Annotated in this window: 18 protein-coding genes and 1 pseudogene; 4 read left to right on the forward strand and 15 right to left on the reverse strand. The window is 37.4% G+C overall.

From position 1 onward, the window contains the following. The coding region (locus ACFX4L_RS20760) for an IS3 family transposase (RefSeq protein WP_377386516.1) at nucleotides 1-191 on the forward strand (191 nt) is incomplete at its 5' end. A 135-nt stretch (nucleotides 192-326) separates the two neighbouring features. Here ACFX4L_RS20760 and ACFX4L_RS20765 read toward each other — a convergent pair. From ACFX4L_RS20765 to ACFX4L_RS20800, 8 genes and pseudogenes are all read right to left on the reverse strand, one after another. Next, nucleotides 327-1157, reverse strand: coding sequence for an RES family NAD+ phosphorylase (locus ACFX4L_RS20765; protein WP_377406071.1), 831 nt, complete (start codon nucleotides 1155-1157; stop codon nucleotides 327-329). Nucleotides 1158-1176: 19 nt separating this feature from the next. Continuing rightward, on the reverse strand, nucleotides 1177-2184 hold the full coding sequence (locus tag ACFX4L_RS20770) for a DUF4917 family protein (RefSeq protein ID WP_377406073.1): 1008 nt from the start codon (nucleotides 2182-2184) through the stop codon (nucleotides 1177-1179). A gap of 74 nt (nucleotides 2185-2258) precedes the next feature. Then, complete coding sequence (locus ACFX4L_RS20775) at nucleotides 2259-3953, reverse strand: toll/interleukin-1 receptor domain-containing protein (protein ID WP_377406075.1); 1695 nt, start codon at nucleotides 3951-3953, stop codon at nucleotides 2259-2261. A gap of 144 nt (nucleotides 3954-4097) precedes the next feature. After that, entirely contained in the window at nucleotides 4098-4367 is a 270-nt protein-coding gene (locus ACFX4L_RS20780) for a hypothetical protein (RefSeq protein ID WP_377406077.1), read from the reverse strand. An 85-nt stretch (nucleotides 4368-4452) separates the two neighbouring features. Further along, nucleotides 4453-4602: pseudogene (gene comGC, locus ACFX4L_RS20785) on the reverse strand (competence type IV pilus major pilin ComGC); the annotation flags it as partial. An 87-nt stretch (nucleotides 4603-4689) separates the two neighbouring features. After that, on the reverse strand, nucleotides 4690-5724 hold the full coding sequence (comGB, locus tag ACFX4L_RS20790; RefSeq protein WP_377381719.1) for a competence type IV pilus assembly protein ComGB: 1035 nt from the start codon (nucleotides 5722-5724) through the stop codon (nucleotides 4690-4692). Further along, nucleotides 5708-6784, reverse strand: a complete 1077-nt coding sequence (gene comGA, locus ACFX4L_RS20795; protein WP_089361763.1) for a competence type IV pilus ATPase ComGA — start codon at nucleotides 6782-6784, stop codon at nucleotides 5708-5710. Before comGA ends, comGB begins: the two co-directional genes overlap by 17 nt. A 102-nt stretch (nucleotides 6785-6886) precedes the next feature. Beyond that, the gene (locus ACFX4L_RS20800) at nucleotides 6887-7267 is read right to left on the reverse strand and encodes a Spx/MgsR family RNA polymerase-binding regulatory protein (protein WP_061464051.1); all 381 of its coding nucleotides are present in this window, start codon (nucleotides 7265-7267) and stop codon (nucleotides 6887-6889) included. A 214-nt stretch (nucleotides 7268-7481) separates the two neighbouring features. Here ACFX4L_RS20800 and ACFX4L_RS25425 point away from each other — a divergent pair, with 214 nt between their 5' ends. Together ACFX4L_RS25425 and ACFX4L_RS20815 are read left to right on the forward strand one after the other, a co-directional pair. Next, entirely contained in the window at nucleotides 7482-8183 is a 702-nt protein-coding gene (locus tag ACFX4L_RS25425) for a helix-turn-helix transcriptional regulator (protein ID WP_061464052.1), read from the forward strand. A gap of 85 nt (nucleotides 8184-8268) precedes the next feature. Next, nucleotides 8269-8511 carry a DUF2626 domain-containing protein gene (locus tag ACFX4L_RS20815; protein WP_053346950.1) on the forward strand — a complete coding sequence of 81 codons (243 nt, stop codon included), beginning with the start codon at nucleotides 8269-8271 and terminating at the stop codon, nucleotides 8509-8511. 55 nt (nucleotides 8512-8566) lie between these two features. On the opposite strand, the gene ACFX4L_RS20820 is transcribed toward ACFX4L_RS20815, so the two are convergent. Continuing rightward, a complete protein-coding gene (locus ACFX4L_RS20820) occupies nucleotides 8567-9664 on the reverse strand; it encodes a class I SAM-dependent methyltransferase (RefSeq protein WP_377406079.1) in 1098 nt (365 codons plus the stop codon). A 326-nt stretch (nucleotides 9665-9990) separates the two neighbouring features. Then, nucleotides 9991-10617, reverse strand: coding sequence for an MBL fold metallo-hydrolase (locus ACFX4L_RS20825; RefSeq protein ID WP_061464054.1), 627 nt, complete (start codon nucleotides 10615-10617; stop codon nucleotides 9991-9993). A gap of 231 nt (nucleotides 10618-10848) precedes the next feature. Here ACFX4L_RS20825 and ACFX4L_RS20830 point away from each other — a divergent pair, with 231 nt between their 5' ends. After that, nucleotides 10849-11022, forward strand: a complete 174-nt coding sequence (locus tag ACFX4L_RS20830) for a DUF2759 domain-containing protein (protein WP_081108857.1) — start codon at nucleotides 10849-10851, stop codon at nucleotides 11020-11022. A 41-nt stretch (nucleotides 11023-11063) separates the two neighbouring features. Here ACFX4L_RS20830 and ACFX4L_RS20835 read toward each other — a convergent pair whose 3' ends face one another. From ACFX4L_RS20835 to ACFX4L_RS20855, 5 genes are all read right to left on the reverse strand, one after another. Beyond that, nucleotides 11064-12236: a YqgU-like beta propeller domain-containing protein gene (locus tag ACFX4L_RS20835; protein ID WP_284470229.1), complete on the reverse strand. Its 1173-nt coding sequence runs from the start codon at nucleotides 12234-12236 to the stop codon at nucleotides 11064-11066. A 166-nt stretch (nucleotides 12237-12402) separates the two neighbouring features. Continuing rightward, nucleotides 12403-13569 (reverse strand): M14 family metallopeptidase, encoded by a 1167-nt coding sequence (locus tag ACFX4L_RS20840; protein WP_089361513.1) that lies wholly within the window; start codon nucleotides 13567-13569, stop codon nucleotides 12403-12405. Nucleotides 13570-13727: 158 nt separating this feature from the next. Continuing rightward, a complete protein-coding gene (locus tag ACFX4L_RS20845; protein ID WP_377406081.1) occupies nucleotides 13728-15581 on the reverse strand; it encodes an LTA synthase family protein in 1854 nt (617 codons plus the stop codon). Nucleotides 15582-15769: 188 nt separating this feature from the next. Continuing rightward, nucleotides 15770-16741 carry an ROK family glucokinase gene (locus ACFX4L_RS20850; RefSeq protein ID WP_377381854.1) on the reverse strand — a complete coding sequence of 324 codons (972 nt, stop codon included), beginning with the start codon at nucleotides 16739-16741 and terminating at the stop codon, nucleotides 15770-15772. Between the two features lie 14 nt (nucleotides 16742-16755). Next, nucleotides 16756-16965, reverse strand: a complete 210-nt coding sequence (locus tag ACFX4L_RS20855; RefSeq protein WP_061464059.1) for a YqgQ family protein — start codon at nucleotides 16963-16965, stop codon at nucleotides 16756-16758. Nucleotides 16966-17075: the final 110 nt, after the last annotated feature.

Genomic DNA, 17075 nt, shown 5'->3' on the forward strand with positions numbered 1-17075 from the left:
CGGTGGCAGAAGCAACATTTAAGATACTAAAAACAGAATTAATCAACGGAACGAACTTTCTGACCCTTGAACAACTCGCTCTTGAACTTTTCGATTATGTCAATTGGTACAATAATATTCGGTCCCACAGCACACTTGGCTACTTAAGTCCGGTGGCTTATCGAAACTTAGCCCTTAAAAAAGTTGTTTGATTTAGTGTTGACATACCACTTATCCCTATATTTAACTCCATTCCATCTAACCTCACTTAAAATTGTAACTGCCATATAACTATATTACTGTGATTGTCTTTCCAAAATGTATTGATTTATTTTTCATATCAAAGTTTAAAGATAATCAGAGACTTTTACATGTTTCATTGAATTAGGTACTACAGAGGCATAATCTGTATCAAATAACACTAAATTAGTTCCATTTTTATGTACTGTACTTTTATAAATCATACCTGCATAACCTTGCTCCTTAATATAATTTGCAATAGCTTGAAAAGGAGCATATTCCATCTTTTTTATATCTTGTTTGTCTGTTTCAACAGGCTTAAAAATTTGGTCAGATGAGAATATATTAAAGTAAAGCATTGTAATTATCTTGGAAAGCTTTATTGGATTTATAATTCTGAAAGTCTTATCAAAGCACTTTTTCTTGATATATTGTTCAAGCTCATGTGTTTGTTTAGGTATGCTACTATCACCACAAATATCAACAACTTTTTTATTTCTTCCAAAATCAGTAATCTGAAATCTACATAGTGTAGCTGCAGAATCATGTGGTGCTCTTATTTCTTTTAAGCAGGTAGTAATGGATTCATGGAAGTTATTTTGTTTGTTAATGCCTAGATATAAAAATACAGTTCCTGGTGGATTCATTCTGTTATGTTTTTGTGAATATTCAAGTGTAGGAATCATTCTATTGTAATTTGTAAGACTTTGTTTTCCATTAGCTCCCCTATACATTGGAAATATGTCTTTCAATGATTCCTCAAAATAACCAACAGCTTTTGTAAACATGTCATGGAAAGCACTAAAAAAGACATAATCACTTTTCAACTTTTCTATGTCATTGTACAAAACCTTACCTGAGCTTAAATCATCTTTTAACACAGTCCAAAGCTTACTTAAATCTTTAACAAGGTAATCATAATCAATATCATCTGCCATTTGTGCTCCTCCTTAAACCTTACCAGTTTCTATGCTCTCCCCAAGCTAATGGATGTCTAATATTCTTAACAGATTTATCAAAAGTCCTTGAGTTAAAAAAGTAAATTTCTTTATCTGGAAAATAACTCCTAATTCTTTCAGAGATAGCCTCTTTTTTGTCTAGATCATAGATGCCATAAGCTATAACCTCTACCTTAGACCCATTTATTGCATCTACTATATGTTTATCAGCAGATTCATTTAGGTCATGCCCAAAAATTGTTAAATGTCCATTGATATTCATTAAAGAGTTGTAGCAAAATCTTAAATACTTATTTGATTGTATTTGTTCTAACTTATCTACCCATTTACCTTCTGATACATAAAGGGGTATATTATTCTGCTCCATTGATTCAGTAACAGCATCAATTAAAAATTCATGTCTATTCTTTCTTACTTTTTCAATTATATTTTCCTCATTAACAAATAAATGTAATCCACCATGCAAGTAATATAAATTTAAGGAGTCATCATTTTTTTTAGGTGTAAAGTTTAAATAATATAAGCTATTTCTTCTGAAAAAGTCATTAATAGTTCTGTGTTGATTATGCAATTTAACATGTAGCCAATATGGAATAAGGTCATAATTAGTAGTAAAAATACTCTTAGTGAAAATACTGAATGTATAGTTGGAGTCAATTCTATTATTTAACTGCATATCAAAGTTATTAGGATGGACATTAACAACTCCATTTATTAAGGCTCTTTTAATTCTTTCATAGCTTACAGAAAGCTCATTAGTCTCATACCTAAATATTTTATTAATGCCTATAGCTCTCTTTATGTTTTCTAAGACATACTCAAAGTTAGTTGTCTGTAGTTCCTCAAATAAACTTCTATCTTTGTTATCAAGTGTGTCCCTTTGATTATCATACAAAGATGAGTAATTAAAGTCTTTCCATAAACCAATTGAAAATCCATTGCCAATTAACAAATGCTCAGTTTTTAATTTTTCAGTTTTAATAAGTTCTTGGTAACTAGCAATCATAAGTTATTTTCTCCCCTAAATTTAAATAAAAAGCAGGAGCTTTAAGATTAAAATTGCTCCCACTCTAACTTTAATTAGCTGTAAATTTCAAATTTCACTTTTGATAACTTACTATTATCCCTTCTTGGGTTATAGCTAGACCCTTCATCATAATCAAAAACCCATTTAATAACTTTGTTTTCCTTACCATATAATATATATTTCTCTAAAAGCTCATCTTCTGCTGACAATGATAATTTATTTCCATTGCTATCATATAATTCAAAGTCAATAAACTTAAACTCAATATCTTTATCTGTTACATTGATAAACCTTAGTTGTAATTCAAGCTGATTTTCATTTACCTTTTTAACTCTTTCTATTTGAACCTGTGTATTAAGGTTAGATGCCTCTAAATCAGATACTTTCTTAACATTTTCAATAAATTTCTTTCTATCTTCTCCCCAAATTTTATAATCAACATCATCCAACTCAAAAAGCTCAACTATTTTATCTTTAAATGTGTTTAAACCATTTTCATTATTCATGTAAAAACTTATTTTACTTGGATCAATTGCACCAGAAATATGTCTAAAATCAAAGTTAGGAGTGAGTATAGAATTATAACTCTTTGATGTAATCCAAGCTGCCCCCATTTCATTTAAACATGGAGCACTTTGATAATAATTGTGGGAAAGTACAAAAAGAACCATTATATTACTGTTATTTAACTCTTTTTTCAAAAAGTCATAGATATTTTCACCATAAGGGATACCATAGCCAGGTAAGGAGCTACAAAAAATATGTTCATCACTTTTTTTAATTCCAATATCATTTAATAGCTGAACTAATGCTTTTACATACTCAACATCTTTGGAAGAATGACTTATAAATACCTTGTCAATTTTATTACTGCTTAGCTCTTCTTTTTTTGCCTCTGAAAAATCATATGAAAGAAGAGCTTTTAATCTGCCTATCAATTCTTCAAATTCAGATTCATCATTGCCATTAGCCTTTTCAGCAATTTTACAAAAAGCACTATAAAAATCTTTATCCACTACATTTTTTTTAATAAACATCTTACTTTTTTCTATCCAAGCAACATACTCAGAACCTGATATGTAAAAACCTGCATAAGCACCTGGTTTTGAGCATTTATTTTTCACCTCATATCCCTCTTGTATCAATAAATCCAATTCTTTCTTTGTGTCCATTACATCTCTCTCCCTTATTGACAACAATTCATTTTCCACTTTTACTAAATAATCAATTAAAAATTCTTTGATTTTATTTAGAATCATTTTGTAATTTATGATGTGATTATTAAGTATGTTGTCCATCTCTTTTTTACTTTCAATTGCCTGATAACCATTCATTTTTATCAAAATCTCTGTCTCAGAAAATTTATTATTATCCAATAATTGTTGATGTTGAATTAAATCAATAATTATTTCACTTGTTGAATAAGGTATTATTCTACCTTTAAGCATTTTTCCATTATCATACCAATTACATTTTCTTACTCTTCCTACATCTACATATACTTTTTGAAATAATTTCTTAAATTCCTCTTGAGATAAACCTTTCTTTATGGCTGCTTTCTCAACCTCTTCACTTACAGTTTTGTTTTTTTCCTTTGTTACCTCCACTTTAATGAGTTTACAGAATAGTATTTCCTCAATATCTAACCTATATTGAGCAATTCTTAATACTCTAGTCAGTGAATTATTAATATCAAAACTACTACTCTCAAGTTCCTTTAAAGCTGATTGTATATGATATAGTTCCAACTGAATTAGACTCCTCCAAAAAATGGGCTTTTAGTAATATTATACAACATTACAAAAAAAGAAGGGATAAAAGTCCCTCCTAAAATTAGTTTTAGTAAAAACTTTTAAAGTAATCCTTTCTTGGATAGTTGAAAAATATAGGTATTACAGAAAGCAGATAAAATGATACTGCTCATTGACATAACTACTTTTTATATAAAAAGCAGAAAAGGAGGACTTACACCTTTCATTTACACAACTAAACAATACTTTTACATCAGCATTTTCATTTAATTGGAATGATAAAGGTTTAGGCTCTTGAAATAAATGACAGGCAGGACACTTTGCAGGTAAAGAGCAGAGGCTAATTAGAGGAGCTTTTTTGTCTGCATTAGTTACTAAATAAATTATCTTTTCATTATTCTTCCTTACCATCTTTAACACCATCCTAATATGAATTATTTATTGACCAATGCTTAAAACCCTTGTAAAATCAGGTTTGTAATGAGGATGAACTGTATTTAATCCATTTCACGAATGCTTCACACCCTTTAGACTGGATTGTAGATTGGTTCTTCGTGATATTTGGGATTGTTATAATCAAAAGAATAGATATTACAAGTAAAACAATAAGCATCTCAATTAGTGTAAAACCTCGTTCATTCATCATTTTCTTCATCATATCATCCTGCTCCTGAAACCATCTGACACCAGGTGATTTCAGAGCAATTTCACCTCCGGAATGCAATACTGAATCCTATATACCTTCAAGCAAAGAGAACATCGGCAGCAAAACCGCTAAATAAATGGAAACGATCAAAAGACCTATCAGTGAAAACATAAGAGGCTGAATGATTTTCAAGATTGCATTCATTCTCTCTTCGATTTTCTCGAGTAAAAAACGACTGTAATGATGCAGCTCTGCATCAAGTCTGCCGTATTTTTGACCATTTGCAGCAACCACAGGTAAGTTTCCATCGAAATAGGGGAGCTCCTGAAAGATCATTTCAAGCGATCTTCCCTCAGTCAGATCATCCTTGATGATGGAGCATAGTTTTTGGTAAAAAGGCTGTTGCTGGTTTTTAGAGAATAATTTGATGCTTTCGTTAATCGAAAGCCCTCCGGAAAGCAAACCGCTGAATTGGCTTGCAAAGAAATAAGTTTCGTATAACTTGATGAAGGTCCCGAATATCGGAATGACCATCAAAATCCGCCGCTGCCTTAATGGGCATAATCCATTGAACCAAAATCGTTTGAGCACAAACAGGAATAGGAGCAATCCAAGCAATATGAAGGGGAGGACTGGGAGAATGATTGTAGAAGCTGACAGTAATTTCAAGATTGCATTCTGATCGACATCCATCGTGAAATAGATTGCCTGAAATTTAGGAAGGAGAACACTCTGAAGTATATAAAAAACGATGCTTACAAAAATGACTAAGAATACGGGATAAACCATTAACTTTTTTACTTTATCCATATCCTCCGTTCTTTTCTTCCAATATTGCCCTCCTTCTTTCAACGCCCGATCCAGGTCGCCGTATTGCTCTCCATAAAATATATAACTTACAAGCTGCGGATGAAAATTAAGGTGAATTAGCACCTGGTGCAACGGATATCCATTCCTTAAATCCTTTATGGCCTGAGCGAAATCTTCCGCTTTCTTCTTCGATTCCTGGAATTCCAGAAAATGTAATGCGTCCGCCAGGGGATAACCATGACTTAATAATTCCCCTAGTTTCGAAATAAAGACCGCCTGTTCTTTTAGCTGCCATTTACTTTTTTGCTTCATCGTATACCAGCCGTTCATATTCCAGGGAATCCACATAGCCCATTGCAACCGCCTTTCCTATTTCATCCTTCAATTGGCGGTAGCTTACCGTACCCTTTCCTTTTTCATCCCCCATCATCCGAAGGACATTGGCCATGCTTTTTCCATAAAGCAATTCATACACACTTGCCCTTTTGTTCCTGGCAGTCATTTGGCAAGCAATAGCACAGTCGCCTTTACATGGTACACAGCTTAATTCAACCAGCCGCTGTGCTGTCACGCCAATCAAACTCTGTTCAATTTCAAGCAGGCTGACACCAAATTCAAGTAACCTGGAGATAGCGCCCTGTGCATCCCTTGTATGCATGGTTGTAAGTATCAAATGACCGGTTAGTGCAGCACGAACTGCAATTTTGGCCGTTTCGGCATCCCTGACCTCCCCAACCATGATCACATCGGGATCATGCCTTAGCACAGCTTTTAGTCCGACAGAATAAGTAATGCCTGCCTTTTCATTGATTTGGACTTGCAGTACCTTTTCGGATACATTTTCAATGGGATCTTCAAGTGAAATGATATTTCGATTGATCATCTCATGGGCATGATGAAGTAGGGAATATAGTGTGGTGGTTTTTCCACTTCCGGTTGGACCGGTAAATATGAGCATGCCATGGGAATGCTTCAAAAGTGCAATCAATTTTTGAACGGTGTTTGGAAATAAGGATAACTGTTCTAGAGGAAGGATATTCTGTTGGGGTATTAAGCGGATGACCAAGCTTTCAAGATAGGCAGTGGGTAAAGTGGAAAGGCGGAGTCCAACCACTTGGTTAGCCAAATTGATGGTGATAGCACCACTCTGTGGCCTCCTTTTCTCGCCTATATCCATTGCGGCAAGGAACTTCAAATGGGCTATCAGCCTTTCAGCTTCAAAGAATGATATGGTTTCCTGAGGAACGAGCTTATTGTCTATCCTGAATTGGATGAGGGGCCCCTCCCTGCGAAAAAAAATGTGGATATCCGAAGCCGATGACCGTATGGCACTGGTAAGTATTTTTTCTGCGGTCTTTTCAATCGATATCAAAACATTCATCACCTCCTATGTTTCTTGTGGATGAATTCGACAATCCACGACAAATTCCTGCTTAAGAATAAAAAAATCCTCGAAAAAATTTCGAGAATCGATTTACATGCTCATTTTTAAATCAAGCCTTTGTGAAACCAAATTTCTTAATGCGTCCTCATTATGACCAATCACCAGTTTTTTCCCGTCGATGAGGATGGGCCTTCTTAATAACTTCGGTTCTTTTGTTAATAATTGGATGACATCAGAAAGCATCATTTCGTCAATATTAACATGTAAGCTTTTGTAAGCTTCACTTCTTGTTGCTAAGACTTCATCAAGTCCTTCCGTTGTCAATTCAAGAATTCTTTTTAATTCTGCTTCTGTTGGAGTCTCTCTGAATAAATGTCGCTCATCGAAGGAAACATGATTGGCTTTTAACCATTTTTTTGTTTTTCGGCAAGATGTACAACTTGGGTACGAAAAGAAAGTTAACTGTTCCATACTAATCCTCCCCGTTCACATTTTGTATATATTTATAATATTTATAACAATTGTATAACATTTGTATAATTATTGTACATCTATTTACCTTATAAGACCGTTTAAATTGTGAATTTTTTTTAAACTAAGAGGAGTTTGCCATATCTTTTATTCCATTTTTTTCTGCCTGCATTATAATGAACATAGTTAAACTATGGAACCGCAGGAGGAAATAATGGAACAAACGTTAAAAATAACAAACGTGTTAGCAGATCCCACCAGATATTATATATACCAACATATTGTGGACAATCATGGGGATGTATCCGTACAGCAAATCGCCGATTCCTTTAAAATCCATCCAAATGTTGCCCGTCTACATTTGTCAAAACTGGAGGATGTGGATTTGTTGACATCTGATGCCCGTAAGACGGGGAAAGGCGGTCGCCCTAGCAGACTTTATCGTTTGTCTGATAAAGTCATTCAGCTTCATTTTCCATATAGGGACTATCAACTGCTTTCAAGGATTGCAATCCAGACGATGATGAAATTAGGGGAACAAGGAAAACAAGCTCTTTATGAAACGGGAAAAGTATTCGGAGAGGAATTGATCAATCAGCAACTAGCATTGAACTCAACGCCGATTGATAGACTTGCTTTTGCGGAAAGAGTCAACATGCTTAAAAATGCTGCCACCATTGCTGGGTTATCACCTGAAATACAAGCTAGCGAAGAAGAAAATAAAATATACTTTCGTATCTTCAATTGCCCATTTAAGGAAGTTACCGAAGTAGAGCCAGGTACAATCTGTTCCATGCACAATTCATTTTTAAAAGGTATGTTCGAAGCCTTGTTTGACAATGTCAATATTGTGGAATTAGAAAATATGATGTCTAATTGCACAACGTGCTCTTATCAGGCATCGGTTCTCACATAGAAACAAAAGGCATCCTTTACATTACCTTACAATTTCATTTATAATTATTTAGAATGTACACGACTAGACATAAGGAGGGATTCGGATGGAACGCATGTTCAGAGTATGTGGATTTTGGACAGGGATTATGGCAATTTTCTTTTATCTTGGCCATATGCATCAAACGTCTTTACTTTTCTTTGCACAAACCGGCTTTTTTGTACTTTTAAGTTATTTGAAATTATCTGAGCGCATGTATATTTATGTTTTCGGCGCCTATCTTACCGTTTTCTTTGCAGGATTTTCCTACTGGAGCGTATTTATGATGACTCCGGGTACTGCCCATTAAGAACAAGCAATATTACATAACCCATGAATTTTGAATTCATGGGTTTTTACTGTCCTCATTCAGGAAGGATCCTTGCTTCTTCAGCTAAATTCTTCGATTGAAGCAGCACTCTGAAATGTTCACTATATCCCCCTGGAAAGATTAGCCCCCGAATTGCACGGTTACGCTTCGCCGTCTCGGAAAATGGATCAGTCTCTTTGTGGTCCTTCAATTCCTCAAGGATCCCTGTTTTAAGCAGGAATTCATTTTGAATATAAAGCCCCTTATCGGAAAATCCCCTTCCTTTTCCAATTTCAATTAATGTGTCAAAATGGATATGTGTCGTCAAATCCATATCACCTGGATACATAAGTGGATCTTTAATCATTTCATGCTGATAATAGCCCCTCAAGCTCCCTTGAAGATGAGCTGGCTCCTTCCATTCCCTTTCGGTATAACCATAATCTATTGTAAGGAGAATACCCGATTCGATACGGGAAACGATCTTCTCATATTCCTGGACCATTTTTAGCGGAACTTCGTATCGTTGTTTTTCAATTAACGTGATAGTCCGTTCTGTAAGGTAAGAGAGTATGTCAGGGTTGACCAATGGTTCCCTCACTTCCACCAAATCGCCTTCCTTTTCAGTGACGAATATCTCTACAAGGGCCCCGTCATACTTTTCAATGACATGTACAGGCAAAGCATCGAAAAGTTCGTTTGAAAAGACGATTCCATTTACACTCGTCCAACTTTCTAAACTGGCAGCAGAAACTGCCTGTTTGAACATCCCCACACGTTCTTGCTGAATCTTTCTGTGATACGGACTGCCATCCACAAGGATATAAGTCAGAGATTCCCATATCAGCGGTTCCGTTTCTTTAATGAAAACGAGGATATCATAAGCCAACTTACCGTCTCCTGCGCCTACTTCGATGATTCTTGGCGATACTCCGCACATTTTTATCAAATAAACGAACCATCTGGCCAGTGACCTCCCAAATGCATCCCCAACATTACCGGACGTATAAAAATCCCCTTTTGGGCCAATCTTCTTTTTTTGACGCACATAGTAGCCTATATTTGGTGTATACAAAACAGCATCCATATAATCATGATAGGAAATTCCCTTTTGGGGGCTGATTGCAATCAATTCCTTCAAGTGATCTTTCAACACAATGCCTCCGTCTCTATTAATTCATATATATATTTAAAGTTCATAAAATGTTCAATTTTTCATGACAACGTTCATAAAAGGTGCAGCATTATCAATGAATGTTTCCCCTTTAAAATAGGCATTTTCAAAGTAAGAAATATTCCACTCCCAGGAAGGCCCTTAAATTCCCGTGAGCCTTTTCATCACCCGCCATTCCCAAATCACGAAAAGAGACAAAATGTTTTTTATATTCAGTATAGTCCCGGAAATGATCCATTTCAATATTTTTACATTATAAGAACTTAAAATAAAACAGGTGCCATCTATGGCACCTGTAATAGTCATTATCTCAAAAAGGGATTGGTATTCTTTTCATCTAAAATGGTCGTGACAGGCCCATGACCGGGAAAAACGATGGCATCATCAGGAAGTGTCAGCAGCTTCGTATCAATGCTTTTCAACAGCACTGCCTCGCTTCCGCCTATTAAATCAGTTCTGCCAACGCTTCCCTGGAACAAGACGTCCCCTGAAAAGAGGAGACGTTCCTCCTTCACATAATACGAAACGCTCCCTGGAGAGTGCCCGGGGGTTTCGAATACTTCAAAAGTGAATCCACCAATAGTAAGTTCCTGCTCATTTGCCAGGATATGATCGGCAGGCTTCATTCGCATTGGATTTTCAGGGAACCAGTTTTGGGAACCATTCAAAGCGGGATCAAGCAGCCACTTAGCCTCTTTTTCGTGAATATATGCTGGGATCTCATAATAATCCCGAATAGCATCAAGGGCACCGATATGGTCAAAATGTGCATGTGTCAATAAAATCGCTAAAGGCTTTAATTTTTTTGTCTGTATGTACTGTATGATTTTCTGAGGCTCTTCACCCGGATCGAAAATGATGCAATCCTGTCCATTGGAAACTACATAACAATTCGTTTGCAGCGGTCCTAGAGGAATTTGTGTCCATTTCATTTCCATCACTCCAATATGATTTTCTATCTACATCTTACACCAATTCACGCACTAATGTTAATCCAGTTTACTCAAGTCATAGAAGTATCACCTTTTAAACCTCGACAAATAATTAAAAAAATATTAAGATATTAACAAATGCAATCTTTTCTACATATTTTTGGTAGTTGCTTTATTCTCTGGGTATATTATTAGAGATTAGGTATTCATTACGAAAAAGGGGGTTTTGATATGATATTAATGGTTGTTTTCGGACTTGTGGCTATCTTAGGGCTGGCAGCTGTATTTACCACATTAAAAAAGAGAAACTTCTTAGGATTCATTTTTGCAGCCGGCAGTGCAGTCGTGTTTGGCTGGTTCACTGTCATGACTGTCATCAACAGCGGTTTTCCTGTTGCCCATTAAAGAAAAAGCTCGCCATCCGGCGAGCTTTTGTATTTAGGTCATTATGTTTGTTTGAACAATCTTTGTATTTGATGGGTTTTCATATCAATCATTTTCTCAAATTGATATCCATATAAGCAGAGGTTGCCATCAAGCGAACAGCTTAATGGTTCATTTTCCATGTCCTTCATCAATTCTTCTTGTGTGCCTTTTGCCCAATTAAATTTAGTTAAGGTAAACCTTCCCTCATATTGGTCTGCATCTTTTGATTCATTAGGAATAAACGTTATGAATTCCTTATTTTTTTCAATGATATCATAAGATGGAATCACCCAATCTGAAAAGCTTTTCAATAGTGGCACGGAAAAAGAGTGGATCGGCTTGTTTGTTGAATCATAAAAGGCATATGTACCCCGATCTTGTTTTTCTGTCTCCACTTGAATCGTCATCAGCGCTTGTTTCATTTTTTTAAAGTGAATGACATCGAGCATAAGGCTGTCCGCCCCGTCACCATTCAGCGCCTTTCTTTCTAAGGGAGCCGTCAAAGCAGGTTCTTCCTTATCCCAATCGAGAAACATCAATTCCTTTTCGCCTGCCCATTGTGCAAAGGGCTGCGGAAAGTCCAATGTTTCCATCGTTTGATCATCTGGATTCAACACATAGCTGCTGTATGTCCAGTCTTCATAAAAACTCGATAAAAACAACATGCCATCTTGATATGAATTCCACTCATAAGCTAATTCATAAGCTGGGATTGAAACCGAATAAAGCGGATTTCCTGTTTTATCAAGTATTGTGATTGATGCTTTCCCCGAAGATGTGAAGGACGATACCAAAATATGCGTACCAGACGGACTGATTGATACTTCGGAAAACGCAAAAGCCGGCTGATAGAAAACGGAAGTGTCATTCGTCTCCAAATTCCATGCCATCAACTGGGATATTTTACTACCATCCCGCTTCACAGAATATAAAATGGTTTTAGAATCCAGCCATCCATAAATGGCTTCGATTTTTTCCGTTTCTGCAGTCGGGACCTTTAAATTGCTTACTGAAGTTTCCAGTTTAGATTGGGAGTGTTCTTTTTCCGTATCATTTACGGGTTTACTAAGGTCCTTGGAAGGCTCACAAGCCGTGATAAGAAGGATAGTGGAGATAAATAATGGGATGAAACACAACATCTTACAGATGGAAAGCCGCATACAAAGTGCTGCTTTTGATACTTTAATCCCCACACACCTCCCACTTCAAAAATAAACGCCTGGCATATGTGAGCGAGACATTAGAAAGAGAGTAAGGATTACCAATCGAACCCTTACGACTTTCATTATAAAGTAAAAAAGAGAAAAAGTGGCGATTAATTACCTTGTATTTTTTTGGAAGTATATTAGAAAAATGTCATCACATATACAAGCCTGCCATCAAAATCTTAACGGTATCTTTATATATACCAGGTAAATGGGATAAGGGAAGTGGATTGATGCCTTTTCCCAGCTCAATTGTGAACCCGCCACGTTTAAATTCCTGAATGAACCAATCTTTATACCCAGCATGGCTGTCAATGTATTGAACCGCCCGATATCCGCTGCGCTCCTCAAACTCCCTTGCAACATTCGCCGCCTGTTCAGGTTCATGTCCTTCATATCCCCAATAAAATTCCTTTCCCTGTGTGTGAAGTGCTAGCACTCTTTCAAAATTCCGTCTTTTTGCCAGCTCCTTCATGGCCAATGCTTCTGGCTCTGATAAAGCGGTCTCTCCTGGATAATCCCTCGGAGCAGGGGCTTTAGGAATTTTCCTTTGCTTTTCAATCTCCCAATTGGCCGGATATTGATTATTCAGGTCTACACCACGGATATTGGCTTTCCAAGCATAAAAGGCAGGATTACCATTATTCATTTTTAATACATCAAATTTCCCCTCTGCCGCCTCCTCCCCCTTTAGGACTAGCTCGACTCCATCAGGATTCACCATTGGAACCATCGAAATAGTAACTTCCCGATAGAAAGGCATACAATCCATTCCGCATAATGTACGATCATTCGTTACTGCCAACAGCAAATCATTCAGCCATTTCATCAAGACCGCCGATGTGATCCATTCATTTGCATGAAATGAACCATTATAATGTATGAGCTTATCACCTTTACCGACCCTCACCTCATGAAGTTCTTTTCCTAATACACTCCTCCCAATCGATTCAACTTTTATGAAGGGATAATGAAAAGAAAGAATATCAAGGTCGTCAAGAAGTGTTTGATAATCATATGGCTTTTCGGTGACAAGCATGGGATGCATGACTCTGACGGGTACGGAAAATGGTTTTTGTTCACCTTGATTCAACAACAATATCGCATCGATTGGCAATTGAGACTGTAAAGCGATATCGGAAAAATCGATATCTAGCCGGGACTCTTCTTGAATAACGAACCCCGGTATTTGCACCTCCATGCCATTTGGCAAAATCCCTCCCGTAATGGAGGGATTTGCATCCTCAATCAAGACACGTGGAATTTGGAACAATTGACTATAATATGCCAAATCGTCCCCGCTTCTGCTTACGACTTTCATTCAGCCTCCGCCCCTTTCATTGTTTAATCTTTATGAAACGAAAGGCCGAAAGATGTTCAGGAAGTCTCCCGTGTTTCAAATTGAATGGTGATCCTCCTTTAATGGTGCCGATTCTCCTCACAAAAACAAAAAAACCTGGATTAGCCAGGTTTCCATTTTCAACGTTGCTCATAAAATCGAAGCAAGTCGCCATATATTATTTTATCGGAGTAATTAAGTTCCTGCTTCGCCTTTTCTAAATACTTCTCACATGGACTCTTGTCCGTCGCCGTTCCGGTCTTTTTATCATAGCAGGTATCCATCGTATACAGATGATCCTTCGTGATGAAGCTGCTATCGCGAAGAACGGTGAATTCTATTTTCTCTTCGGAAAATAAATCTTTGCCGAATTCGATATAATCATCATTTTCAACGCCCAATAAATGCAGGAGTGTCGGCCTTACATCAATTTGGCCGGAAACGGTGGAAATCGTTTTTCCCTTCTGTCCGGGGACATGTATGATCAGCGGGACACGCTGAAGTTGGATGGATTCGAACGGCGTGATTTCCTTACCCAGGAACTGGCTCATGGCAGAGTTATGATTTTCCGAAATACCATAATGGTCCCCATATAGTACAATAATCGAATTCTCATATATTCCATCGCGTTTCAAATCGCCGATAAATCGTTCCAAGGCTTCGTCCGTATAACGTACGGTCGGAAAATACCGATTCAAGGTTTTGGAATTTGAATCGTATGGTTCCAATGATCGGTCTGCTTCATTCAAAGTGAATGGGAAATGATTGGTTAACGTTATGAATTTGGCATAAAAAGGCTCCGGCATCCCCTTCAAGTGAGCAATTGATTGCTTGAAGAACGATTTATCATTCAAACCCCAATTGATGGAATTCCTTTCAGAGACCTTGTATTCATCACTATCATAAAACCGCTGGTACCCAAGAGAATCGTACATCATGTCACGATTCCAAAAGCTTTTATTATTGGCATGCAAGGAAGCCGTATAGTAACCTTTTTCCGTTAAGATTTCGGGGATGGCTTTGTATTCATTTTGGGAATGCGTGAAAAATACTGCACCTCTACCTAAAGGATAAAGGGAATTCTCAATAATGAATTCTGAATCAGATGTTTTCCCCTGGCCAGTTTGGTGATAAAAGTTATTGAAATAATAGCTCTCTTTAATGAATTCATTCAGAAAAGGAGTGATTTCTTCCCCGTTCACTGTTTTATTGATGACAAAGCTTTGAGTGGATTCCAATGATACAAGAATCACATTTTTGCCTTTTGCCAGACCATATAGATCATCATTAACCGCTTTTTGATTGGAACGGATATAATTTTCAATTTCCGCCAATTCACTGCCATCCGCAAGGGCGCGTTGAGCTGATGATTTCGTCTGTAATATTGCATCATAGAGATGATAATGGTACGTACCAATATTCTTAACGAGGATTTCGCGGTCAAACGTTCGTGTCAGGAGTTCAGGACGCTCCGCTTCCGCTAAAGCTAAATTAAAGAATGTCACTCCCAAAGTCATTAACACTAAGAATTTACGATCCTCTGGATTGTATGAACGATCGTGGAATATTTTCGGTTTGTATTTGACCAAAAGCATCAAGAAAATAATATCGGCAAAATACAAAAGGTCACTCAGATTGATCAATTCATGTACACTGCTTCCAAGGTCGCTCATATTGCTCGTTTGAAAAAGAACGGGAATGGTTAAAAAGTCATTGAAAAAGCGAAAAAAAACAAGGTTGGCAAACAGGACAAGGGTGATGAAAAAACTCATGATCAATAAGTATGCTGTCCGCCTTTTTTCTTTTAAAAATATATTTACGCTAAGGGTAAGTAATAGGAAACTGACCGGATTGATGAATAATATGAACTCCTGGACCCAATTTTCAATATCTATCTCAAAACTCGTTTTATAAGCAATGTATGTTTTAAGCCAAAGCGATATTAATAGGACCCAAAACAATGAGTATCCTTGATTTTTGAAGACCCTTTTCACTCCTGGTCCCTCCTCATTGAAGAAGCGCTGGCGCTATGAACCAGAGCGTTTCAATCATGGGTCATGGTTCTTCTCTCCCGCAATGCAAAATCAGGAACGATTGGACCTGCCCCTTAAAGTTGTTAAACTGTCTGAAAATTACATCTACTTTTCTTATACCCCTGTTTGCCACAGGGCCACGCAACGGATCAAGTATTCAATTGGCTTTTGATAAGCCAGGCTGCACCTATTACCCCTGCATCATTGCCTAGTGTTGCCAGGCTGATTTTCGTTGATTTACTAACCCGTTTGAATGCATACTTTCCAAAGGCAGAACGGACAGTATCAAGCAGAATGTCCCCCGCTTGTGAAACGCCCCCGCCAATGACGATTTTATCTGGATTCATCACATTCCCAACATGTGATAGTGCTAACCCTAGGTAATTGCCTACCTTATCTACCACAGCCGTGGACAAAGGATCACCTGCTGCAGCGCATTGGAATAACAATTTGGAAGTAACCACATTTCCCTCGTCGACTTTCTGCTGAAGCATTGACTTTTCATCGGCATTATCCAAGGCCTCTAAAGCCATACGGACGATTCCCGTTGCTGAAGCGACCGTTTCCAAACAACCTGTCTTGCCGCAATTGCACGGCGCCCCGCCGTCTGTTATGACCGTTATATGGCCCACTTCTCCAGCAGCACCACTAATACCATGGACAATTTGCCCATTATGGATGATCCCGCCGCCTACACCCGTACCTAAAGTGACACAAACGAGGTCTTTGGCGCCATTACCCGCACCTTTCCACATTTCTCCCAAAGCTGCCATATTGGCATCATTATCGATCACCGCAGGGAGAGATGTCTCCACTTCCAATAAATCTTTTAAAGGATAATCTTTCCAGCCTAGATTGACGGCTTCATATATGGAACCACTTACAAAATTCACAGGGCCGGGGGCACCCATTCCTATCCCAACTATCTTACTCTTCGGTTCATTAAGTTCCACGAGCTTCGCATCAATCGCTTTTGCTATGTTAATCGTAATGAATTTGCCCTTTTCGGAGATGTCCGTGCTGATTTCCCATTTATGAATAATCTCTCCGTATGAATTGATCAGAGCCAGTTTGGTAGTTGTACCGCCTAAATCTACACCCATCAGCCACTTTTCCATCATTCTCACCTTTTTTATCATTTTTTTTTCTTTTTTTCCCTTTCAAGAGACAATTGCTGCCTAATTAAAAGAATTGCCATTTGATAATCTTTCGTATCCATCATCTGCATACGGTGGATTTCCCTGATTTCAGCTTCCATCAGTTCAAGCTCGGCTAGCCGATCACCAATATAAATAAATGTACCGAATCTTTTCAAGTATTGTTGAAGATCATAATATGTTTTCATAGTTAGCCTCTTTAGTCTTTTATATAGGAAAGTATATCGAATCAGCCTCTTTACAACAAGCGTCCATTTCCTCTTTTGATAATTTTACCCATCCCCCTCATACATGTCCA

The sequence above is a fragment of the Peribacillus sp. YIM B13482 genome, assembly GCF_042787975.1.
GTDB lineage: Bacteria > Bacillota > Bacilli > Bacillales > DSM-1321 > Peribacillus > Peribacillus simplex_A.